This is a genomic window from Gracilibacillus sp. D59, from assembly GCF_052246695.1.
GTDB lineage: Bacteria > Bacillota > Bacilli > Bacillales > Amphibacillaceae > Gracilibacillus.
The window spans coordinates 111,282-134,240 of record NZ_JBQQCK010000012.1 but is presented as its reverse complement, the minus strand read 5'-3'; the positions used below and the strand labels follow the sequence as shown (position 1 = coordinate 134,240).

18 protein-coding genes and 1 pseudogene are annotated in these 22,959 nt (G+C 35.1%); 6 read left to right on the top strand and 13 right to left on the bottom strand.

The window, feature by feature from the left end:
• Positions 1-44: 44 nt before the first annotated feature.
• On the bottom strand, positions 45-935 hold the full coding sequence (locus tag ACTWP4_RS18180; protein ID WP_443130200.1) for a type II toxin-antitoxin system SpoIISA family toxin: 891 nt from the start codon (positions 933-935) through the stop codon (positions 45-47).
• A 365-nt stretch (positions 936-1,300) separates the two neighbouring features.
• On the opposite strand from ACTWP4_RS18180, the gene ACTWP4_RS18175 reads away from it, so the two are divergent.
• Positions 1,301-1,504, top strand: a complete 204-nt coding sequence (locus ACTWP4_RS18175; RefSeq protein WP_443130199.1) for a zinc ribbon domain-containing protein — start codon at positions 1,301-1,303, stop codon at positions 1,502-1,504.
• Between the two features lie 318 nt (positions 1,505-1,822).
• Positions 1,823-2,953 carry a DUF2515 domain-containing protein gene (locus tag ACTWP4_RS18170; RefSeq protein ID WP_443130208.1) on the top strand — a complete coding sequence of 377 codons (1,131 nt, stop codon included), beginning with the start codon at positions 1,823-1,825 and terminating at the stop codon, positions 2,951-2,953.
• Positions 2,954-3,240: 287 nt separating this feature from the next.
• Here the strand turns inward: ACTWP4_RS18170 and ACTWP4_RS18165 are convergent, their stop codons facing one another.
• The 3 genes and pseudogenes from ACTWP4_RS18165 to ACTWP4_RS18155 form a co-directional block, all read right to left on the bottom strand.
• A complete protein-coding gene (locus ACTWP4_RS18165) occupies positions 3,241-4,569 on the bottom strand; it encodes a CoA-disulfide reductase (protein WP_443130198.1) in 1,329 nt (442 codons plus the stop codon).
• A 110-nt stretch (positions 4,570-4,679) separates the two neighbouring features.
• Positions 4,680-4,754: pseudogene (locus ACTWP4_RS18160) on the bottom strand (IS200/IS605 family transposase); the annotation flags it as partial.
• A 462-nt stretch (positions 4,755-5,216) separates the two neighbouring features.
• A complete protein-coding gene (locus ACTWP4_RS18155; RefSeq protein WP_232728562.1) occupies positions 5,217-5,291 on the bottom strand; it encodes a putative holin-like toxin in 75 nt (24 codons plus the stop codon).
• Positions 5,292-5,583: 292 nt separating this feature from the next.
• Here ACTWP4_RS18155 and ACTWP4_RS18150 point away from each other — a divergent pair, with 292 nt between their 5' ends.
• Positions 5,584-5,994 carry a VOC family protein gene (locus tag ACTWP4_RS18150; protein WP_443130197.1) on the top strand — a complete coding sequence of 137 codons (411 nt, stop codon included), beginning with the start codon at positions 5,584-5,586 and terminating at the stop codon, positions 5,992-5,994.
• A 218-nt stretch (positions 5,995-6,212) separates the two neighbouring features.
• Here ACTWP4_RS18150 and ACTWP4_RS18145 read toward each other — a convergent pair whose 3' ends face one another.
• Positions 6,213-7,064, bottom strand: coding sequence for a patatin-like phospholipase family protein (locus tag ACTWP4_RS18145; protein WP_443130196.1), 852 nt, complete (start codon positions 7,062-7,064; stop codon positions 6,213-6,215).
• 228 nt (positions 7,065-7,292) lie between these two features.
• Here ACTWP4_RS18145 and ACTWP4_RS18140 point away from each other — a divergent pair, with 228 nt between their 5' ends.
• Complete coding sequence (locus ACTWP4_RS18140) at positions 7,293-8,444, top strand: MFS transporter (RefSeq protein ID WP_443130195.1); 1,152 nt, start codon at positions 7,293-7,295, stop codon at positions 8,442-8,444.
• 411 nt (positions 8,445-8,855) lie between these two features.
• Here ACTWP4_RS18140 and ACTWP4_RS18135 read toward each other — a convergent pair whose 3' ends face one another.
• Positions 8,856-9,236, bottom strand: coding sequence for a hypothetical protein (locus ACTWP4_RS18135; RefSeq protein ID WP_443130194.1), 381 nt, complete (start codon positions 9,234-9,236; stop codon positions 8,856-8,858).
• A gap of 270 nt (positions 9,237-9,506) precedes the next feature.
• Here ACTWP4_RS18135 and ACTWP4_RS18130 point away from each other — a divergent pair, with 270 nt between their 5' ends.
• Positions 9,507-10,184, top strand: a complete 678-nt coding sequence (locus ACTWP4_RS18130; protein WP_443130193.1) for a DUF421 domain-containing protein — start codon at positions 9,507-9,509, stop codon at positions 10,182-10,184.
• Positions 10,185-10,735: 551 nt separating this feature from the next.
• On the opposite strand, the gene ACTWP4_RS18125 is transcribed toward ACTWP4_RS18130, so the two are convergent.
• From ACTWP4_RS18125 to ACTWP4_RS18105, 5 genes are all read right to left on the bottom strand, one after another.
• Entirely contained in the window at positions 10,736-13,399 is a 2,664-nt protein-coding gene (locus tag ACTWP4_RS18125) for a DEAD/DEAH box helicase family protein (RefSeq protein WP_443130192.1), read from the bottom strand.
• A gap of 593 nt (positions 13,400-13,992) precedes the next feature.
• Positions 13,993-14,136: a hypothetical protein gene (locus ACTWP4_RS18120; RefSeq protein ID WP_443130191.1), complete on the bottom strand. Its 144-nt coding sequence runs from the start codon at positions 14,134-14,136 to the stop codon at positions 13,993-13,995.
• Positions 14,137-14,382: 246 nt separating this feature from the next.
• Complete coding sequence (gene rpiA / locus ACTWP4_RS18115) at positions 14,383-15,054, bottom strand: ribose-5-phosphate isomerase RpiA (RefSeq protein WP_443130190.1); 672 nt, start codon at positions 15,052-15,054, stop codon at positions 14,383-14,385.
• A gap of 123 nt (positions 15,055-15,177) precedes the next feature.
• Positions 15,178-15,978, bottom strand: a complete 801-nt coding sequence (locus ACTWP4_RS18110) for an SDR family NAD(P)-dependent oxidoreductase (RefSeq protein ID WP_443130189.1) — start codon at positions 15,976-15,978, stop codon at positions 15,178-15,180.
• A 31-nt stretch (positions 15,979-16,009) separates the two neighbouring features.
• Positions 16,010-16,216 carry a hypothetical protein gene (locus ACTWP4_RS18105; protein WP_443130188.1) on the bottom strand — a complete coding sequence of 69 codons (207 nt, stop codon included), beginning with the start codon at positions 16,214-16,216 and terminating at the stop codon, positions 16,010-16,012.
• A 123-nt stretch (positions 16,217-16,339) separates the two neighbouring features.
• Between ACTWP4_RS18105 and ACTWP4_RS18100 the strand changes: the two genes are divergently transcribed.
• Positions 16,340-17,473, top strand: a complete 1,134-nt coding sequence (locus ACTWP4_RS18100) for a zinc-dependent alcohol dehydrogenase (RefSeq protein ID WP_443130187.1) — start codon at positions 16,340-16,342, stop codon at positions 17,471-17,473.
• Between the two features lie 89 nt (positions 17,474-17,562).
• On the opposite strand, the gene ACTWP4_RS18095 is transcribed toward ACTWP4_RS18100, so the two are convergent.
• Positions 17,563-21,024 carry a hypothetical protein gene (locus ACTWP4_RS18095; RefSeq protein ID WP_443130186.1) on the bottom strand — a complete coding sequence of 1,154 codons (3,462 nt, stop codon included), beginning with the start codon at positions 21,022-21,024 and terminating at the stop codon, positions 17,563-17,565.
• A 224-nt stretch (positions 21,025-21,248) separates the two neighbouring features.
• Positions 21,249-22,925: an alpha-L-rhamnosidase-related protein gene (locus ACTWP4_RS18090; protein ID WP_443130185.1), complete on the bottom strand. Its 1,677-nt coding sequence runs from the start codon at positions 22,923-22,925 to the stop codon at positions 21,249-21,251.
• Between the last annotated feature and the right edge of the window lie 34 nt (positions 22,926-22,959).

Sequence of the window (22,959 nt, the reverse complement as noted above, 5' to 3'; positions counted from 1 at the left end):
TTCACCATTTTACGAGGAAAACTCTTTATTTATTACTCTTATCTTTAATTTTTCACTAAATTTTGATCTTCAAGAAAACAGAAAAGGAAAGCAAGATTGGTAAGAAACAGGGCATCCATTTCATAAATCCTTTGATGAATCTCTTCTATAAATAAAATAAACGTATGATTCTCTCTGACGAAAATTGGACATATATGAGCCATTCCTTTACCGTGTTTTTCTTCTCGATCCAATGCCACGATATCTCCATTCCATAATGTTTCGACAATAAAGCTTTCCGTGAGACTACTCTTCTCATTATCGATCGTTAAGTTGTCCACCATACTTTCCCAATCCAAGGTATGTGTCTGTTTTACTGTTTGAATCGTATTGATAAAAACATCGATAGGTTCACACTCTATATTTTCTGTTTTAACTTCATAAAGATGAACACGTAAACCAAACGTATCAGCATAATAATTGAGAAATAAACCTAGTGAGTCTGGGAAATCGAGCTGTTTCTTGTCAATATCTGATTTGACAAAAGGGGCGACTTGTATCAATTGGGAGAAATAATTTAACTTATCCTGTTGTTTTTCTTCTATATAACTATTTTCTTGTATATATGTTTTCAAAGGATCATAGGATTGGAATTCTGCCCTCCATATCTTTTTAATTGTTGGAGTGGAAAAAACAAATATATCAATGAATATAACCATCCCAGCCAGTATCACTAGCATTTCCCAATCGACTATGGAAATTATGTCTATTATCCACAAAATACCGACTGATAAAACAAACAGGAAATATAATGTTTTTCGATATTGGTACAAATTTTCATTAAAGCGATTATCCTCTTTATTACTAAAACTCCGCAAGCTTTGAATGTAAACGAACAATATGAATAACAGGAGAACCCCTACCAAGATCGAAATACCGAGTGTCTCTTTGTCCACCTATATTCACACCCTTTCTAAATAAAGAAGATGCTTACAATGTCGAATAAATGTTGATTTTATGACTAATGTTCCAAAAATCACTTACTAAAGCTTATGCTTGGCAAATCCATTTCATACTTGACAAGAGGCTTTTCTTATAAAGTAAGTTTATTAATGGTTGTACAATTTATGGCTGAGTGCTTGCCAATAGCAAATGATTCTTTTCCATTTTTTGAATAAAAATTGATTTTCATATTTTTCAATGTATATTTTACAACTATTAAGTGATTCAAATTTGAAACATTTTTTAAGGTTGGTTCGTAAATAATTATAGAATACTTGTTAAAAATTATAACTAATTGGAAACTTAGGAGGATTTAAAAATGAAGCAAAATGGTTGTATTAAATGTGGAAGTACTAGAGCAGCTCAAAAAGAAGTAGCGATGACTGGAACAGGTCTTTCCAAAATGTTTGATGTGCAAAATAATCGTTTTCTTGTTGTATATTGTGAAGACTGTGGTTATTCGGAATTTTATAATAAACAAGTTACTGCTGGATCCAACATTTTGGACTTATTTTTTGGTTAAAGATTGTTATCTGGGTGTAGTTTCACGTATGCACTTAATAGTAAGTAAATATAAATACATGTCGATAAACTGTACATTATTAAGACTTCTTCTATCAAATATAGAAGAGTCTTTTTTATATCCGTTATGTATTTCGCTTGATAACTTTAAATGGGGAACATGCTGATCCTGAATCTCGTTAATTTTTTGCTTATACAAACACTGATCATTTAGAAAATAAGAATGATTTACTAAAACCCTTACTTATAACGATTTTGCATAAATCCGATGATATATAGTAAACATAATAGTATGTATACATAACCTACTATAAAAATGATAAAGGAGGAATCACGAATATTTGACCTTTTTAAAAATTTGCCAACTGAACTGAAGCCAATCAAAAAAGCCCTCCAACAAAAAGAGACGGATTATAACAATCTAACAGACCATGAAGTAGAACTGGTACAATCTATCAAGGAGAGGACAAAGAAGAATAATATTAACAACATTACAAGAACACAAGCATATTTGGACTTTTTTAAAAAATACCCTGACATTGAATGGGCATTTTTGGCACACATGGTGTCACGTAATGCCGGGTGGAATATGACAGACTTGAAAGGGAGTCTACTGTCACGTCTCATGTCAAAAGAGCAGCAGGAATATTTTTTTGCTTTTTTAGAACGGAGTAATTGGTTGATTTTTCAAGATGCATTTCCTCAATTATTATTATATGAAGAAAGTCTCAGAAAGAATCAAAATTACTTCTATTTACTTCGGCAATTTGGTGTATCCTATTTTATGAAAGTTATGTGGGATCACTATTATCAAACGAGAGATAGTAACTTGATAACTGTCGCACTTATTATCAACGAACAAAATTATATTGAAGACAGAGTGATTCAAAATAAGGATTATCAGGCTACATTACTGGAGTCACTGGAGTTTAAGTTGCAGGAAATCTTACAATTGAATCAAATACTGTTCCCTTTTTCCGATGGAAAGGAAGTTAAATTGATTGGCCAATCCGTTCATCAATTCGCTTCTTTAAAAGACCGGATTCTTTTAGGAAAACGATTATATCAATTGTTATTTGATGATGAGTTCTTTTCAGATATTTATGAAATGGCACTAAAGCAACCACATTCTGGATCAAGGAAAGACTACTGGCCACATATTTTTAATAACATCAACGAGTCACCTCCTGATGTGCCTTTCCAGGAAAGTTTGAAAGCTTGCCAGTTAAAACCAGGAGCAAATCGTTTGTACAGTCCTACATTAGAACACGCATGGAAGAATGTAGAACAGAAACCCTCGGAACATGGCGATTGGTATAGCGATTGGAAAGTGATTCATTATTTACAAAAAGATCCTTCCAAAATAAATGGAGCCATTTATGAGGAATATTGTGAATCATTGGAAAAGATCGAACTTGCTATACTCGCTAAAGGTCCAATGAGTAAATAAATGCTACCTAATAAGAAAACCAGAATGAACCTTATTCTCACTAGATAATAATGCTACGAACTAGTAAATACTCTTATAAGGCGACTTACTTCCATTCTTATTAATGATAAGTGCTTGTTCGTCGCTATGGAAAAACACCATCTTTCCAGGGGAACGGCCTCAACTAACTTGGTAAAGTAAATCTAACTTCACGGTTTATGTTTTGTTTGCAACATTATAATCGTCTTACTAAAAGACTTCCAGTTTAGTGGAAGTCTTTTACTTGCATAAGCAAGATGTTTGTTCAATTAGGTCTTACGGGAGATCTTTTGAAGTGGGTCCCATACACTGTTATAAGGTGGTGCATATGCAAGGTCGAGGTCTTGGAGTTGCTGGATAGTCATTCGATTATATAAAGCAGTTGCAAGTACGTCAATACGTTTATCAACGCCTTTCTTTCCGATGATCTGACCACCTAATAATTGACCAGTTTTTTGATGGAAAATCAACTTTGTATGAAGCGTTTCTACTCCCGGATAATACCCTGCATGATCAGTGTCTTCTCTAGTTTCAATCTTATAGTGGATGTTCAACCTTTTAGCTTCTGTTTCAGTTATACCGGTTCGTCCTAAAGCTAAATCAAAGAATTTGATAATGGAGGTTCCAACTATTCCTTTAAACGTAATCGGATTTCCAGCCATGTTAGCCCCAGCAATTCTACCTTGTTTATTCGAAGTTGTACCTAAAGGGATGTAGTCATCTAATTGTTTGATTATATGATAATGTGTAGCACAATCGCCTGCAGCATAAACGTTTGAAATCGAAGTTTCCATATAGGCATTAACAAGAATCGCGCCTTCTCGATTCATTTGAATCCCAGTATCCTTTAAAAATTCGGTATTCGGATTAACTCCTGCACTTACCAGAACTAAATCAGTTGCATATGTTCCTTTATTAGTGATAACTGATTTCACACGTTTTTCACCAGAAAACCCTGTCACTTCCTCCTCCAATTTAACGTCGACTTGATTGTATACTGCTTTTTCCTCAATCAATTTTGACATATCTTGATCAAATATCTTCGCTAATTGATCGCCTCTTTGAATTAGCGTTACCTTTTTTCCAATCGATCGAAAGATCTCAGCCATCTCTAGCCCGATATAACCAGCCCCTACAATCGTGACATGTTTAACCTCTTCCGTTATATCATCCACAAGCCCGTTAGTATCTTTTAACGTTTTCAATGTGTGGATTCCTTCTAAATTAATTCCAGGCCATTCCGGCAAAATTGGATCAGAACCTGTCGCAATTAATAATCGGTCATATTTTAAAGTAAAGTCTTGCTTCGAATCAAGATGGATTCCAATTACTTGTTGATTTTCTATATCGATTTTTGTTACTTTAGTATGTACTCTTGCATCTATACCATATCGTTCTCTAAACGTTTGGACAGTCCTAGCAATAACATCTTCGGTAGATGGGACCTGTCCGTTGATTACATACGGGAGCCCGCACTGTCCATAGGAATAATCTTCACCACGCTCCAACACCGTTATTTTAGCCGATCCATCTGTTCGGGAAATTTCCATTGCAGCGCTCATCCCTGCTGCTACTCCACCAATTATTACGTATTTCATTCAGCAACTCTCCATTCTACAGAAGTAAATTGTTTCATTACTTATTTTGTATTATACCCCACTCTTCACATAATTGAATCAAGTAAGATCAGCTCATTATTTTCCATTGCTATAACGTTCCTTCTATATTTCAGCACCAATACAAGGTGATAATACATTAAGAATACTGAATGGTTATTACTATCTCATTTCATTGTTATATCAATCCTTAGGCTTTTAACAAAGAAAAAACCAAAAGAAAAAGCTTTGGGCTTACACCCAACCGACATTGATCTCCCCCTTACCATTGGGCTACACCCTTCACACGCTTGAAGAGGGAGACTTCTTTCAGAAAAACGTTAAAATGTACTGAATGAAAATGCATGTATTGGTCTCCTAGGCTATATAATTCTACTATCAAACTTATAATCATTACGGTTTTCTCATTTTGCTTATGTTATTTTTAATTGCCTATCTGCCCGATATAGTAGCAGAATTGGTGACAATTTAACGAAGTATTGCTATAATGAAATTAGGAAATGCATATACTGATACTAAAAACCCACAGCGGTGACTGTGGGTTTTGGATAAGTGGTTCCCCCAGAAAGGGTTCGGCCATCTTAGCGATAGACCTCACCTAGTCACTTGTCAGGGTAAATTAGGGAGGTCTATTTGCGATTGATCATCGATATGATCAAGGCGAGTAATGCAATCAAGAAAGTTCCAAAACTAAACAACACCATGAAACTTTCATACATCCCCAGAGGCATCACCCCCTTTCACCGGAGATTAGCCGACCTTCCCTAAAAGAACATTATCCAATGCTATTATAACATACCCCACCAATCAAGAACATAAATGCATGTCCCGACAAACATTTTTTGATTTAAATGTTCCCTTTTATGCAATAATCAACCTAAAGCTTTTCATAAGTAACCACTAATCTTCCTTATTCAAAAATATAGCAATATATAAGAAATTTCTTTTTGCCATCTAAAGTAAAATGAAAGAAACATATCAAGCAAGGTGAAGAAAATGAGTTTTAAATCAAATAATATTTTTGTAAACTTACCAATCAAGAATTTAAAAAAATCTGTAGAGTTCTTTAGTGCATTAGGTTTTGAATTTAATCCACAATTTACAGATGAAACAACAACATGCATGATAGTAAATGATAATATCTTTGTTATGCTGTTAGAAGAAAATCGATTTAAAGATTTTACTCAAAAAGAAATTGTAAACGCTACAAAAGCTACCGAAGTTCTAGTCGCATTATCTGCAGAAAGTCGAGAACAAGTGGATGAATTGGTAAATAAGGCTATAGAAGCTGGTGGAAGCCATGCGAATGAAAAGCAAGACCATGGCTTTATGTATGGATGGAGTTTTCAAGACTTAGATGGTCATATTTGGGAATTGATCTATATGGATGAGGACTATGTGGAATAAGAACCAGGTAACTCACCCGGTTCTTATTCCAACTTGATATATGCAATTTAATACTCCTCCTCATGGAAAAGGAGCATTTATTATCGGGGACGGTTTTATTCATTCACAAAAGAATGGAAGGAAGTTTCACTATATTGAGAATTTTCATTAATTATTTTTGAATATCACGGTTAACCCTACATAATCATAGTATTTTACGTATATTTGAGACAGAAATTTCAGGAAGCTAAAAATTCCTTTAATGCTTCCCCAAGATTTTCAACATCTTTATAGCCCTTTTGATATAAATCCATTAATTTTTTCTTGTTTTTTTCAATTCGTCCGACAGTTAATTTCTCTGTCGGTGAAATGATGAAAACATTTCCTTTTTTCTCTTCTTCGTACAAGAAGTTGATTGTTTCGTTATATTCAATATGTCTTTTTTCTAAGGCTTGGAGTAAGCCAGGATAATCCCGATATTTTCTTCTTATGTACCAATTGATGGATTGTGGCTTTTTGTAATAGCCTCTGTTTCTCGTTAAGATCACTACATTTTTTCTGTTACCATCTTTCATTGATTGTTTGATTGGAATAGGAGCTGAAATACCTCCATCCATTAAAGCTAGATTATCATATTGTACAACTGGTGCAACCATCGGAAGTGAACTTGAAGCACGAAGAAGTGTAAGCATATCGTTCGCATAACTTGATTTGTGATAAAACAACGGATTCCCCGTTTTACAATCTGTTACACCAACAACAAACTCTTCGGTTGCTACGTTAAATGTTTCGTAATCAAACGGCACCAAGTCATTTGGTAACTTATCAAACAGAAAATCCATTCCGAACAGTTCTCGTTTGGTAAGCCAATTTCGAAATGAAAGATACTCTGGGTGGCGGACATAATCTATATTAACCGTTTTATTGCGTTCGATTTGCCGGGAAATATAGGATGAGCCATTACAAGCTCCAGCTGAGACACCGATCACATAAGGTATGTAAACCTCATGCTCCATTAAATACTGTAAAACCCCACCTGTATAAACTCCTCTGCTTCCTCCACCTTCTAAAACCAATCCTATGTCTTTCATTCTATCGCCTCTTTACTTTCCTTTAAATTACAACATATTCATGATACAACAGCTGTTAATTCAATTCCAGTTTTGGAACTTGAGAATATAGATAAAGTGAGACTTCCATCTTTGGGGGTTTTACTTATGATTAGCACCATTAAAAACTCAATGAAACAAATGGTTTCATTTTAGTTGTCTTTTAGTGTATGATGTTTATCTGTAAGTTTAGAAAGTGAAGGGATAATTATGAAAAAGAATCAATTTCGTTTTTGGATATTAGTTAGTATTGTTGCTGTTTCTGGTTTTAGCCAAGGGATGCTTTTGCCATTAATTGCAGTCATTTTTGAAAGCAATGGTGTGTCTTCTTTTTTAAACGGAGTTAACGCAACAGGATTATACATCGGTATTTTGTTAGCTTCCCCTTTTATGGAACAGCCGTTAAGAAAATACGGATACAAACCGCTTATTATAACAGGTGGACTGCTAGTACTGATTTCACTGGCATTGTTTCCATTTTGGCAAACATTTTGGTTCTGGTTTTTATTACGCTTGTTGATTGGAATCGGTGATCATGCACTGAATTTTGGTGCTCAAACCTGGATTACTGCATTTTCACCAGAAGATAAAAGAGGAAGAAATATTGCAGTTTATGGTTTATTCTTTGGAATTGGTTTTGCCATTGGACCATTAATGGTGCCGCTCGTTAATATTAATGAAAGCTTGCCATTCATGCTCGCATCGGGATTAAGTATTATTGGTTGGCTATTTTTGTTTACGCTGAGGAATGAATTACCAGAACAGGATATAGAGTTGAGCTCGTTCAAAAATACGTTTAAACGGTTTGCACAGACATGGAAATATGCATGGATTGCTTTTTTACCACCGTTTGCTTATGGTTTTTTAGAAACATCACTCAATGGAAACTTTCCTGTTTATGCTCTTCGAATCGGTATCGAGGTTCATAATGTTTCAGCTTTATTATTCGCATTTGCGATAGGTGCTATCGCCTTTCAGCTACCATTGGGCATGCTAAGTGACAAGCTTGGACGCAAAAAAATATTAGTAGCTGTACTGCTGTTAGGATTTATCTGTTTTTCAGCTGCAGGAATCGTAGAGCAATCTTTCTATGGATTATTTGTCTGCTTATTTTTAGTTGGAATGTTTGTCGGATCGATGTTTTCTTTAGGAATAACCTACATGACCGATCTGACGCCTAAAGAACTGTTACCAACTGGAAATCTTTTGTGTGGAGTATTTTTCAGCTTTGGAAGTTTAATTGGTCCATCTATTGGTGGTTTATTTATCCAATTCGTACCAAACGTAAGTTTTTTCTACTTGATTAGTGCGTTATTTTTAGTTATTTTTATAATCATCTTAAAAAATGTTAAAAAAACGTAGAGCGATTCTTTAACTCGCCTAGTATTTCATCGCCTCGTAAACAGTTACGGACATTTTATAATTTTTTCTTTGGGACAAAAGGACAGGATTTTTGTCCCATTTTCATTCTTTTAGCTGCAGATTCTCATCACACCTTTTCTTGCAATACCATCAAAATTAATAAGTACGTTGCGGTTGGTATTTAATCATAAAACTACTGATTTCCAATATAATCGATTAATCAGTTATATTTAGATATTGCTAAATGAGTTGGTTTTATTCTTTATTCTAAATCCTTCTTCATTCAACCACCCATCCGCATTATAAAATGTTGCATATAATAATTTAAATATAAAATATTTCCCCTAAAAAAACACCTCTTATCAATTAAGATAGAGGTATTTATGTCCAAAGATAAGCTTAAGGAAACAATTAATAATAATAAAAATATGGGAAAAGCAAACGTCGTATTAGGAGAAATGGTAGCCTATGTCGTCTAAAGCGACGAAATCTTCTAGGGTAACCATATCCATAACCATATCCATATTGGCGTTCAGTTTCGTCCACTCTTTCCATATCTCCACTTGGAATGAGTATGATTACACTGTCCTCATCAATATCTTCAATTATACCCTCAACCGTATCCCCTTCCATTGTTTGAAATTGCATAAAGTATAGATGGTAATTTTTACATACTTCATGGATTTGTTTTTTATGGTAGTTAGAATCCATGTGTTGATTCCCCATCGACTGACCATAGAGATTTTCATGGTGCGGATTAGATTGATGATATGGTTCTTGTTGCTGATACATGATATCACTCCCAATTATGTTATTCATACTTAAACTATTCAACGTATCAGCTTATGTTACAAAATATATGCAAAATATTTATATATACGTTGTGCTATTTAGCATACAATATCGTGTTTTAATGGAAAATTATTATGGAGATGCAAGTTTATCAATTAATATTGATTTTCTTAAATGACATTAACAAATATAACGTATGAGTAATACAGTTTATTGCAAACTATTATAGAAACAATATGGTAAGACTTCTATTAAAGGGTGTCATCTATTGTGTTTATATTTATCGGAAAAATAATTATTCTATTTATTATTTATGTAGTAGCTATACGAATTTTGGGTAAAATCGCATTAGCGCAACTTACCCCACATGACTTTGGAGCAATACTATTTTTAGCATATATTCTTTTTGGTTCCTTAGAGATAGAAGGAATCACACAGGGAATTGTAGGAGTAATTACAATCATAATCCTTTATTTAACGATTTCAAAATTGAGCCTTTGGAATAAGTTAGATAAGCTTCTTATTGGTGAATCAACTTTTTTAATTAGAAATGGGAAGATAAATATTGAGAATTTAAGAAGTAGCCATTTTACATTAATGGAACTTTTGTCTGCCATTCGTACTGCTGGTTATTTTGATATTAGTGAGGTAGACTATGCGATCCTCGAGCCTAATGGAGAAATTAGTATTTTACCAAAAAAAGACAAGGTATTTTTAACGCCTAGCCATTTAGGTATAAGTGTAGATGATACAGGATTACCTATTATAGTAGTTGTGGAAGGTGAAATTCAACATAATAATTTAACTATGATTAATAAAGATAAGCACTGGTTAAAAAGAGAACTTATCTCACAAGGATATGATCAGATAGAGAAAATAATGTTTGCTACAGTCAGAGATAAAGATTATGATTTAAAAGTTTATACTGAACAAAAAAATACATATTAAAACTTGTACATAAAATCTGATGTTTGATTACTTAATTACGTATGATTGCCGACAAGGTTAAAGATGTATTTCCCTTGTCCCCTTAATCCAATCATGGATATGAACTTCTTCCCATGCAGGTGGATTAGAGTGAAATCTTCCATGAAAAGGAAATGGCAGATTTACCTCATTTTCTCTGCCTACTTCCATTAACTCAAACGATTTCACTACCTCCGGCATCAAATAAATCGTATAAGAAATCAGCATGTATGCACATTTAGCCAAGATTTCAAATAAATACTACTGATCATTAGCGAAACTTATCAGGGTGTTAGCGTCTGTTATCCCTAAACTTATCCTTGTGTTACTTGAAGCTTGAAGTGGGATCTTACAGACAGGTAGCACCTTGATAAAGAATCCACCATTTTAACCATTATCAGTGAAATATAGAAACCATCAGTAGTTTCCAAACAGAAATTTTCATAGTTGTTAAGGTCTTTTTACATCATATTCAATCATGATGTTATAATTTTTCTTTCATAACTGTCCATGGTAATTATATAATAACCATATTATTTCCAGATGCTTTTCCGTTCAGATTTAGAGATGAATGTGTTCGACATAGCCCGGATTCTCGCTCTAAGTAAGGCTTTTCTTCCTTCTGGTGTTCGCGTGTAAATCATTTCAGCTTTTCCGACTTTTTTATTCCACTTTTCTAGGAAAAGCTCTACATATTCTTTTCGCCGGCCAATTTCTTGCGGTATAGCATGATAATCATGACGCACCCAAAATTTCTTGCCTGATTTCCGGTGTAATATATATCGAGGGTTCTCTATCGGATCTACCAGTTCCTGAATGGATGATAGAACCAGCTTCTGTTCAAATGTACTACCTTGTTCCAGATAACAATACACACTTCCATCTTGTTTTTTTTCAGAGATAATTTTATTTTGGTCGATTGGTGTGTTTACTTCTCCCATTTCAAAGAGAGTGGAATAAACAACCTCTGTCACCCGATTCATACGAGACTCTATCGTTCCATTGAATAGAATAATTCGTAATGCTTTCCACCACCACGGTATAGCAATAATGACCCCAATAATAAATCCAATTATTAGCATGCCAATTAATTCATCCCATGACCGATAATAAGCCTCTTCCCCGATAGCTTGTAATGTACTGATTAATATGGAGAGTAGTATTACAATTAGAGATTTTAATGTATTCCGAAAAACAAACGGTCGCGGTAATGCCTCTTTATCTACTGACACTTCTTCTCTTTTCTTTTCACCTTTTTGTACTGCTTCACGCCATCTTTCAAATAACCTTAAGCGATTCGCAGCTCGATTTTCCATCATGGCATTATTGTGATTGATCGCTTGGACAGTAAAAGGTGGAGAAGATAATCTTAACCGGCCGATTCCTGATTGTATAAGTGCTAACTCAGCATCTACACCATTTAATGACTGGAATCGACGTTTTAAAGATTGAAAGTCATATCCACCATCAAAACTCCTGCTATCGACGCAAACTAAATGCCAAATGTTTGCCACCTTTTGTTCATTGCTAGGTTCTGTCCGAATCGCACGCCCTCGCATTTGATTGGTTAACATAAAACTACCAACATAGGATGCTAAAACAAGAGTATTAACACTTGGGGCATCCCATCCCTCCCCTAACAAAGCGGTTGTGCCGATTAATACATTGATGATACCTTTTGAGAAAATCAATGTGATGACCTTCACCATTTCCTGGCGGGAAGCACCTTTCCAACTTATTTGTACATACCGATCATCTACATCTAATTCAGTGGCAACAAAAGACAGATCATTTTCATGTAATAAATCGATAGCTTCTTTTGGTACAATAACAACAGATCCAGTTAAAACACCTAAACGACAACCACTGGGATTTTCTCTACGTAATTTTTCAAAAATCGGTATAACACCTAAACGAGTGATTGGCTTTAATGGTGTGTCGCTTTCAGGTAAATCATCTTTATAAATATAATCTGCTAACACAACTAATCGCAATCCCTCTAGCTGTTTACTTTTTTCAAATTGAACAATTTCAACAATACTATCTAATTTGGATGTACTATGTAACAGTTGTCGCTCCATAGCTTGGGTAGCAGTTAATTTCACCTTTCTCCGTTCAATGGCCCGTATGGCAGATAATTGCTTTCTAATCTCAACTAATGGTGTTTCTTTTGGATCAACATGTTTATCTCGATACAATAAAAATGTTAATAACTCTCCTGCCCACTCCAAATCAAATGCTGGTAAACTTTTAGCTTTTTCCCCCATTACTTTAAAGGGTATCTCCCATTTTTCACTATCAATCTCTTTTAAATACATTATCATACTAATGAAATAACGATAGTTTGCTAGTTTTTCTTCTATTAAATTTTCCGATTCTATCCATGGATGTGACTCTATTAATTCTCGAAAAGAACGATTTTGCAACAAGGATTTTTTCATTTGCTCTGCCTCATTGTGAAAAATGTCGATAGGTTCTTTTTCTTTCTCTGTTAATGGAGACATCCAAATGTAGTCTTGATGCGGACAGAGATCACCCTCTTTTACCAATGCAGCAATTTCAATTTCTTCATCGATCGGACCACATAATTCAATATACTTTTGCCACTCTGCCTGACCAACATCATATGGTGGAGTTGCAGTCAATGCCACGACAGCAGGATCCTTTAACTGATTACGTAAATGAATCGTTGTTTTCCACCAACTGGTCCGCAAGTGATGAGCTTCATCTAATATAATGGTTTGGAAATTTTGTTGAAAAAGAGCATCAATTGCTTGTTGTTTCTCGGTATCTTTGATGGATAGTTTTTCTTCTTCCAAATCGTCCATTTCTTCTATATCATGATTTTCTACATCATGTTGTAATAAGGCATATAATCCTTGGTAAGTGGTAATAGTTATAAATTCTGGTTTTCTGATATCAGTAGAAATCCATTCCGGGCGATCCTTCTGTTGCAAAAACAACGAAGTGAACCTGTCTGCCCATTGATTTCGGATTGCTAATGTAGGAGCAACAATTAATGTTGCCTTATTAAGCCTTCTCATGACTTCCAATCCAAGTACTGTCTTTCCTGAACCAGGCGGGGCTATTAAATGAAGATGTTTATTTTGCAAATGATGATCCAAATTATCCAGCACATTCTTTTGGTAACTTCGCCATGGATAACAGAATTGTATATCTTTAGGTAATTGTTTCACTTCATAACACCTTCCTTCATCTCATTCTGTTATGGAAAATTATATTGTTCAATGGTTTAAACTATTTTATAGTTAACAACTTTTGACAATCAGTTTCCAGTTTATCATAAAGTATCTGCTACACCACTAATATGGGATTTTGAAAATTCTTTTACATAAATATACGATTCAAATTGGAAAAGGTTTCAATACAACTACTATAGAAGGTACCACTTCATTCTGAGAGAAGTTAAAAAAAGGCGTGAGACAAATCAATTTTTTCCACTCTAAAGACGAATAATGTAATGAATTAAAATGAACATAAGAAGGATTATCCGTAGTAACTGATGAGGTGTAACTATTGATCAAAGTGGTCATTTTGACATGTGTAAATGCTTAAAAACCGCTACGGCTTGCCCGCTTTCACTCCTGCGGGAATGTTTTCTCTGAAGATGCGCTTTTCCGAGCGGTCTTTGCTACGAAAAGTTAGCTGAAGATAAAACCCCATGGAAAGGGAAGCTGGCAGCTGGAGCGAATGTGTAGCAGTTCAAACTATTTCAAAATTGGTACCAGAGTTACTGGGCATTATGATTCCTATATTTTCGTATTGTTTATTATTCTCTCACTTTTTTATCTCCTCTGTTTTCGGCACATTGCCAACAGAAAACTTTACCTTCCTCATGAACCCCATCTAGGAATCCATCATTACAATAAACTGTTTTATCACATTCTGAACAATTTCCTACTTTTTCGTACACGAGTAACCCTCCTTCGATATATTGAAAAGATTTAGAGAGCTTCATGCTTTTTTAATGCCCAGACTATTTTTCCCAGTATGTAATTTATTGTGAAATGCAAGATTAAGTCTTGGGATGGAATAATCTTACTTACTCAACAATTGTCGTGTCGTAACTAGATTCGCTATATATACTTTCTGATCTTTGTCAAAATAAGCATTGTTAAACACTCCAAATCTTCTGTTCAGGTAACTTATAAAAATTTCTTTATTTTTGATTTACTTGTACTTCTCCTTTTTCTTTTCCAATGATAACGGTATCTACTAAGTTTGTAAAAAGCCCATTCTCGACAACACCGGGAATCATATTAATTCTAGTAGCTAAAACAGACGGTTCTATAATGGTATCAAAATGACAATCTACTATATAATTCCCATTGTCAGTAAGATAAGGTATATCACTTTCTGACATTCTTATACTCGGATGGCATTCAAGTTGTTCGAGCTGGTTGACGGTGACTTTCCATGCGTAAGGAACTATTTCAACTGGTAAAGGGAATGCACCAAGTTTTTTTACACATTTATTTTCATTTATCACTACAATAAAACGTTTTGAGCTAGTGGCTATCATTTTTTCTCGAAGCAGTGCACCTTTTGCTCCTTTAATTAAATCAAATTGCTCACTTACCTCGTCAGCACCATCAATCATTAAATCAATCGATTCTATTTCAGCCACATCAACTAAAGGAATTTTTCGTTCATTTGCTCGTTCTTCGGTAAACTTTGATGTTGCTACACCTTTTATGTTTAGACCCTCTTGCACTTTTTTTGCTAATTCGTTTAACACAACATTTACAGTTGAGCCAGTTCCTAATCCTACTACCATACCATTTTGAATGTACTCAACTGCTTTCTCACCTGCTAATTGTTTGCCTTGCATTTCAAATCACCTCTCTTTGCCAGGCTAACTAGTATTTATAGCCTTATTCCCCACATATAAAATTAATAAACGTTTCCCAAAATGACAAACGATGAAGTAACTCAACTAACATTTAATACGCTACTATCTCATAACACTCCCGCCAGAAATCTTCACTGATTCTCCAACAATATTTTTCGCGGCATCTGTTAATAGAAAAGCAATCGTATTCGCTACTTCTAATGCTGTAGTAAAACGTCCGGATGGTATACTGTTTGTCGCATTTTCTACTGCTTGTTCATATGATATATTGTTTCTCTCTGCTTTTTTCTTAAGGATGGTATATGCCATATCCGTTTCAACAAATCCAGGGCATACTGCATTTACTCTAATGTTGTTTTCAATTGCTTCCAATGCCATGGACTGTGTCCAGCCAATCATAGCGAATTTACTGGAAGCATAAGCGCTGTTGCCATATGTTCCTCTTAGGCCTGACAATGAGGCAACATTAACAATATTACCTTTTTCTTCTTGTATCATTTTCTGATAGATCGCTTTCGTCAAACTAAAGGTTGAGAAATAATTGATATCCATGATCTGCTCAATCACCTCTCTTTCTAGTTGTTCCACAGTGGATCCTCCACTAACACCAGCTGCATTGACTAAATCAGAAATAAACCCATGTTTTTCCTCCGCTATCTGGATCAAGTGAGTTCGATCTGCTTCCTTTGTAATATCAGCAGAGACAACACAGATTTGATCTGCTGGGTTACCTTGTAGCAATTTCTTTTCAATTAGAATCAGTTTTTCCTGATTTCTTCCGGTAATGGTCACCTTTGCCCCCATATTCACAAGAGTTTTCGCTGTCTCATAGCCTATTCCACCTGTCGCACCTGTGATCAAAGTATGTCTTCCCTCTAATGCATCTCTTGTAAAAACTGACATATGCTAACCCTCCATTTGCTACTTTGCTTTTCTATTTTATCATAACTGGTTTTAACACTAATTCCCAATCATCTGATGGACGAGTATATTTTCTGTCTAAAGAGGCTGGGACAAAAGTGATATGATAAAAATACATACGAGGTTTCACTTCAAGTTCTGCTGCTAAGTCGTCAATTTTCATTTTCGGTTTCGTCATTACTATCTGAATCATATCGAGGCAATTACTTAATTTACTCATTAATTATCCACCTTTTTAAATTGGTATTTCCTTCCTGCAGGACTATGGAAGTTCACTTAATAAGTCGTGTATAACTAGCACCCTGATTGGAATCCTAAAAGAAAAAAGACTGAGGTGAAGTGGATGAAGGCAGTTACGTATCAGGGTAAATATTCAATCGCAGTAAAAGAAGTTTCTTTTCCCGATATCGAGGATTCAGAAGATGTCATTGTCCGAATCACATCGACAGCTATTTGTGGTTCAGATTTACACTTATATCAAGGGAATATCCCTCTTCCTATCGGTTACCAGATTGGTCATGAGCCGATGGGAATTATCGAGGAAGTAGGTCCTGACGTTACAAAAGTAAAAAAAGGGGACCGCGTCGTTATCCCCTTTACCGTTGCCTGTGGAAAATGTCCCTATTGTGAATCTCATCATGAAAGTCAATGTGGCAATGCTAATCCGCACTATGATTCAGGTGGATATTTAGGTTACTCTGAAAAGTTTGGTAATTACCCTGGCGGACAAGCCCAATATTTACGAGTCCCGTACGGAAATTACACCCCCTTTTTAATTCCGGAAGATTGTGAGTTAGATGACTCCTCTCTTTTATTTTTATCAGATGTTCTGCCGACTGCCCGTTGGAGTGTCGACAATGCTGGAGTCAAACCAGGTGATACCGTCATTGTCTTGGGATGTGGACCGGTTGGACTGATGACACAGCAATTCGCTTGGCAAAAAGGGGCAGAACGTGTCATTGCCGTCGATTATATACCTTACCGATTAATGCACGCAAAAAAACATCATAATAGCGAAGTATTCAATTTTACCGAGTATGATGATATGGGTGAAACATTGAAAGAAATCACAAAAGGTGGCGCCGACGTTGTAATTGATTGTGTTGGTATGGATGGTAAAAAATCCCCTTTAGAGTTTGTCGAGCAAAAATTGAAGCTCCAAGGCGGGACTCTCGGGCCAATTCAGATTGCGACGAAAGCTGTTAAGAAATGCGGGACCTACCAAATCACCGGTGTTTATGGAGGCAATTATAATCTCTTCCCTTTAGGAGCATTTTTCTCAAGAAATGTTCAACTGAAAATGGGACAAGCACATGCCAGATCTTTAATGGAACCTATATATCAGCAAATTGTTAAAGGTGAGATTGATCCGAGAACTATCATCACACACAAACTGCAATTAGATGAAGCAGCTCATGGATATGAAATCTTTAACCAAAAGAAAGATAATTGTATTAAAGTTATTTTAAATCCATAATAAAATCCAGCTCTTTCCTTCAGTGAACGAGCTGGATTTTCAAATTCTATTTGCTAAGAGGGTTACTTATTACTTGTTAATTGATCTCATTAATTCCACTCTTTAAACTGGTAAACTAATTTTTTTATTTTCTTCTCCAATTTCCCCTCAGAATTCTTTTGTTTTTTCCATTCATTGTAACTTGCGATAGCAATCAATGTTATACCAGCAATTAACAGATATCCCCACCATGGCATAGTACCCCAAAATGGCTTCGTTTGATAAATCACATTAAAAAGCAATGTCCCAAGCCCGACAAAAAAATAAGATTTAATTTGAAATTTCATACCTGTTAGTAATGCAACTAATGAAAGAATACCAACAATTAGTGCATCCCATACTGTATTACTTCGAATCGCGTCTGACACTAAGTAGACTGTAATCAACACTAGTATCACAGATTGTATATGTGTCATTATGTTTTGATAACTTCTCCATGTTTTACTGGCTAATACGATAGAAAGCAATAAGATAGGTAGTACCACCAATTCTGCATGAAATAAGTCAGAGATGTATGCTAGATATTCTTGCAAAACAAGATAATAAGCTGGTAAGAAGCAAAGAGCTCCTATCGTAATAAACACTTTCTGCATTAAGTGTTGGTTAATACGATTGATTTGTAGAAATAACCAAAAGGCTAACAACAAGTATGGAATAACACGAATCCATACATTATCCGCTACTTCGATAAAGTTTAATGAATAACACACGTACATCACCGCAACTAGCGAATACCAATCAATCAATCTTTGTTGCTGAGTGTTATTAATAATCCTGCTATATAAAAACCTTCCTGTAAGTAGCAAAACAAAGAAACAGCCGATACTTACAAGCAATAAAGCAATATCATCTACTACATAACGTTGTTGTTGCCACATTAATATCGATAATGTTAACGGGAGCACTGCCACAATCGACCACTTGCGCATGTGTAGTAAGTATAGATTCAATATGATAAAGCATACTACCAGAATCACATCTTGTAACATAGACATTTGTTGGAATACAATAACTATCAACAGACTCACGTTTGAGAATGGAATAATGTACCATTCCATTCTCCTTTTCCAAATAGAATGTACGATTAACCATAAACCGACCAGTAAGACACTTGCGCCCATTAAACAGTACGCAAATGTAATATCTGGCATAATATCATAATAAGCTAGATTTGTTATTAACAAAATAGGTACCATTGTCAACGATAAATAAAGAAACAATTTTATTTCCCATTCTTTTGTTTTGATTAAAGCACTATAAATATAAACAAAGAAAGGAACAAATAAAACTATTGGATGAATGGACTCGGTAAACAGTTGATCTAACACAACAGACTTAAGGACGTACAATTGAACAATATGAGCAAGCCAAAAGAAATAAGGTTTTAAAGCTTCCACAAATTTTCCAGCAAACAGATCGATCACTAATAGCAATATCGGTGCAAATAATTGAAACAATGTGATCGCTTCAAATGTTTCTATCGAAAACGTGCTAAGCAATGACGAATAAAAAATAAACGTCATAACAGCTACCACTGACCAAAGAAAATCAAGTCGTGTATGTCGCACCAGCCAAATAAAAACACCTATTCCTACAAGGATTATAGCTGGTCGTACAAAGATCTCGTCTATTGTATAAACGTTCAATAGATGAAGAACTGCCATTAAATAACTTATCTGACCAGTAAAAAAGGCAGACTCTTCCCATGCATATTTCCCTACTCTTTTCCAGATCACACTTACAGCCAATAAAAGTAAACTTGCAATAGCCATGTGGAATGGCCAATTTAAATATTCATGATACATAGATAGATGGTTCGCCATCTCGGGATATAGTACATAAATAGCTAGAAACCAACTAATGGCATGCGTCCAATCTCCAACTTGTTTTTCGACATTTTGTTGTGAAGTGGACATGATCAATGCTAAACATCCAATTAATAAAAACATAAATGATACTTCCATGTATGTCTCAACTGTCAATCCATACATGACAGCTAATAGCATCACAGTAATAGATATATAGTACGTACTCGTTTGGATTGCTTGTAGATATTGATGCTTGTTTCGGACCCCCAACCAAATAAACAATACACAGGCAAAAAGGAACATAAATAGTTGTACGCTAATATTTATCATTGGTTGGATACTTAAATCCCACATTTGCAATCCACATGTAAAAAGGAAAATCGGAGCTAACCAACGAAATACTTGTCTTTCTGTAATATAAGAAAGGTAAATGTAAGAACAAGCAATAGTTACATAGGCAAGTAATAAAATCCAGGAATCCTTTTCCCCTCTTATGAGTAAACCCTGATAGCTTATATAAATAAAAGCAAATAATGAAATAACACCACTAGTATAATGAAACACTTTCGATAAATATGCATCCTTCTTTACTACATAACCAAAGACAAGATAACTAGAACCAAGCAAGCCGTATACAAATAAGTCGACCGACATCAACCAAGAATGTTCTGTTAACTGGTAAGCTCCATATGCAAATAAAGCAGAGAATATAAATTGATATGCCTTCGAGTTATATACAAATACCATAGCCATATATAGTAATGCTGTCAACAAAACATTAAAGCTATAAAACAATGCCTCATCAAAAACGAACAGCATTAATAAGGTAGAAATAACTAAATTTAGTTGTGCATATGCTGGTAATTCTTTGATAAAGATACGAAATTTTTGATGATGACGGTAACGGTGATAACCACCTAATAGAACTGCATTATAGATCATAATGAGAAAATAAAAGACATCAACTGAAACCTTCGTCGTTGCAATCGTAAATCCAATAAAAAAAGACATAAACAAGAAAAATATCCATACAAATAAACGCGATTTGTTCTTGATCGCATTCCTAGCATATAACGGCAATGGCAGTAATGTACCAATCACGCCAAGCAAATATTTCCCTTCACCGGATAAGGTTAAATAATTTCCAAACAATCCAAAGTATCCAATTGCTATAATAGTGATCGGCAGCAATAAACTTCCTAATGTTAAGAAAGCAAAAGCAGTTTTTTCGATTTTTAAAATGGAAGACGATATACCGCTTAAAGCCAAGAAAAAAGCCGATACACCAACTAATGTCACTACTTTCAACACGGCGCCCATTTGTTCCCATGAACTAGTTGCCACAACTAATCCACTAATCAGCAAAAAGGCTACACCAAGTATTAAAAGCCATGTAATGTTTCTTTCTCTTATTTGTTCAGCAGTTTTTACTTTCGGTTTCTTCACTTCTTTATTATTCAATTCTTGTGTTTTTACTTGTTGTGAGTTCTCTTGTTGTTTTTCCGTTTGCTGTTTTGGCTTTGTAATGGTCTGCAGCTCACCATATTGCACGTCATCTTTTTTCTGCTCTTGATGATGGATATATTGTTTGTATGATTGCATAATTTTCATGAATTCTTTTTCGCTAATGTATCCTTCATGTAAAAGCTTTACCATTTCTTGTCCTACAATTTTTTCTCGTTCTGATGTAGAAATATTACTCACATCCTCTCCTTATTAAACTTATCATTAGACTATTCATGTAATTGTTTTTTATCATTGTTTTGATTAATACTCTTTAATATTAACATAAAATACCAGAAATAAAGGAAAAAATTAGGATTATATTAAATGGTAGTGTCTTCAAATAGAGATGATATCTAAAAACTTTTTGCCTGAAATCCATTATAAAACCAGCTCCTCCACAAAAGGAAAAGAGCTGGCTTTTTTCAGTTTATAATTTCTATTTCAGTTGGTGCTTCATATGATGTTTCAATCGAGCCATCTTTTTGTTTATAATGTTTTACGTTCAAAATACCATACGGTGTTGGAAAGGAACCTTCCACCCATTCAAGGTCACCTAGTGATGGTTTTATTTCAATCACTTTACAGCCTGGTTCTAAGATCTTGATTCCTAATATGTGCTGAGAGAGCCATGCTGTTGGACCTGATGCCCAACCGTGACAAAGACTGTGACGGTAACCTACATAGCAATGATCTCCATATGTTCCATGTACATCTATTTTCCCTTCTGGTGTTAGTTGATCGATTTTGGCAGCATTTTCCAGCCATTCGATATTAAAATCTTCCCAAAAAGTGGTAGCTCCTAATGATAACATACCACCCCAATACTCTCTGATTAATTGAAGGGCTCCTGTAAAATCGTTTGCCTGTGCTTTCGCTTGAAGAATATAATACCCGTAAAAGGTAGATACCCCTTTTGCACCATCTTGTGATAATAAATCATTGATTTGCTCCGGTTGCTCTTTTCCACTCAAAGCCAAAAGTGCTGCGGCTTGCTTACTGTTGCCATGATTTGTTTTGTGGTTAGCTAACTTCACTAAATAAGATTTTCCTCGTTCGGTTGCTGCTGTTTCACCTAATATCTCAGTTAAATACGTCGTTTTTTCAATAGCGAGTATAAACAAAGCATGAACCCCTGCGTTTACTCCTTTTTCATTATGTACAGTTGGCCAGTCAAGGAATGGGTTAGGCATTGTGTTTGTACCATCTTCGTTAATATGTGTGCCCATTTGATCGAGCAAAGCGATTAGGTAATCTTTTTGCTCTATTAAATAATTCTTATCACCGGTATACATATACCAATCATGTTGAATGATCATCCACCATGCCGAATAACTGGGAAATGTGTTCATCCAACCAGGCAATTGGGTTCGATCTCTGACAAAATCCATACTTTGTGGGACAATTTCTTCCGAACCGAATGCTGCCTGGATTGTTGCTACTTCTGGGTGCATATCACCGATCCACACCATACGGTCTCGTTTTATCCCGTCCCAAATATATTCCTGCATATTTAGGTAAACTGTATAAGCACCGGTATCCCAGATTTGATTCAATAATGGATCACTTGAATTGAATGATCCTTTTACAGGTAAATCACGATGATAAAATATTGCCTTAATGGTATTGACTTGAATCCAGCAATCCTCTTCTAATAAATCAATGCGTACAAAACGGAAACCAGTATTTCCTATTTCGTTCATTCCTAAAAAACTAATATCTATTATTTGATCTCTTATTGCATGATCATTGGTTGCATTAGTCGCCCCTCCGACATCACTCATTGCTTCCATCGCAGACTCACCAAATCGAACTCGAACTTTAGCCTGTTTAACTAGCTCACCTTTTTTAACACAATTCCAAATTGCTAACTGGATTCCACCATGAAGTTCAATTCCGAAATCCAATAAAATTCCTGGAGTGCTCCCATCATTTCTTATAATGACTGGTTCTCCTGGTGTAATGAGTACTTGCGCATCTCTGTCTTGTACTAATAACTCCTCATTTTCAAATGATTGATCTGATGTTTTCCAAACAATTTTTTTGGGTGTAATATATTCCCTAATACGAGGGTCTTTCTTTCCTAATGATATTGACTGCACGTGGCAAGCCTCCTTTATGACAACGTTTACAAAA

Excerpts from the sequence above, each read along its gene's own strand:
- ACTWP4_RS18105 (WP_443130188.1), bottom strand. The coding sequence starts at position 16,216 with ATGAGTAAATTAAGTAATTGCCTCGATATGATTCAGATAGTAATGACG.
- ACTWP4_RS18165 (WP_443130198.1), bottom strand. The coding sequence starts at position 4,569 with ATGAAATACGTAATAATTGGTGGAGTAGCAGCAGGGATGAGCGCTGCA.
- ACTWP4_RS18140 (WP_443130195.1), top strand. The coding sequence starts at position 7,293 with ATGAAAAAGAATCAATTTCGTTTTTGGATATTAGTTAGTATTGTTGCT.
- ACTWP4_RS18110 (WP_443130189.1), bottom strand. The coding sequence starts at position 15,978 with ATGTCAGTTTTTACAAGAGATGCATTAGAGGGAAGACATACTTTGATC.
- ACTWP4_RS18100 (WP_443130187.1), top strand. The coding sequence starts at position 16,340 with ATGAAGGCAGTTACGTATCAGGGTAAATATTCAATCGCAGTAAAAGAA.
- ACTWP4_RS18135 (WP_443130194.1), bottom strand. The coding sequence starts at position 9,236 with ATGTATCAGCAACAAGAACCATATCATCAATCTAATCCGCACCATGAA.
- rpiA (WP_443130190.1), bottom strand. The coding sequence starts at position 15,054 with ATGCAAGGCAAACAATTAGCAGGTGAGAAAGCAGTTGAGTACATTCAA.
- ACTWP4_RS18145 (WP_443130196.1), bottom strand. The coding sequence starts at position 7,064 with ATGAAAGACATAGGATTGGTTTTAGAAGGTGGAGGAAGCAGAGGAGTT.
- ACTWP4_RS18175 (WP_443130199.1), top strand. The coding sequence starts at position 1,301 with ATGAAGCAAAATGGTTGTATTAAATGTGGAAGTACTAGAGCAGCTCAA.
- ACTWP4_RS18150 (WP_443130197.1), top strand. The coding sequence starts at position 5,584 with ATGAGTTTTAAATCAAATAATATTTTTGTAAACTTACCAATCAAGAAT.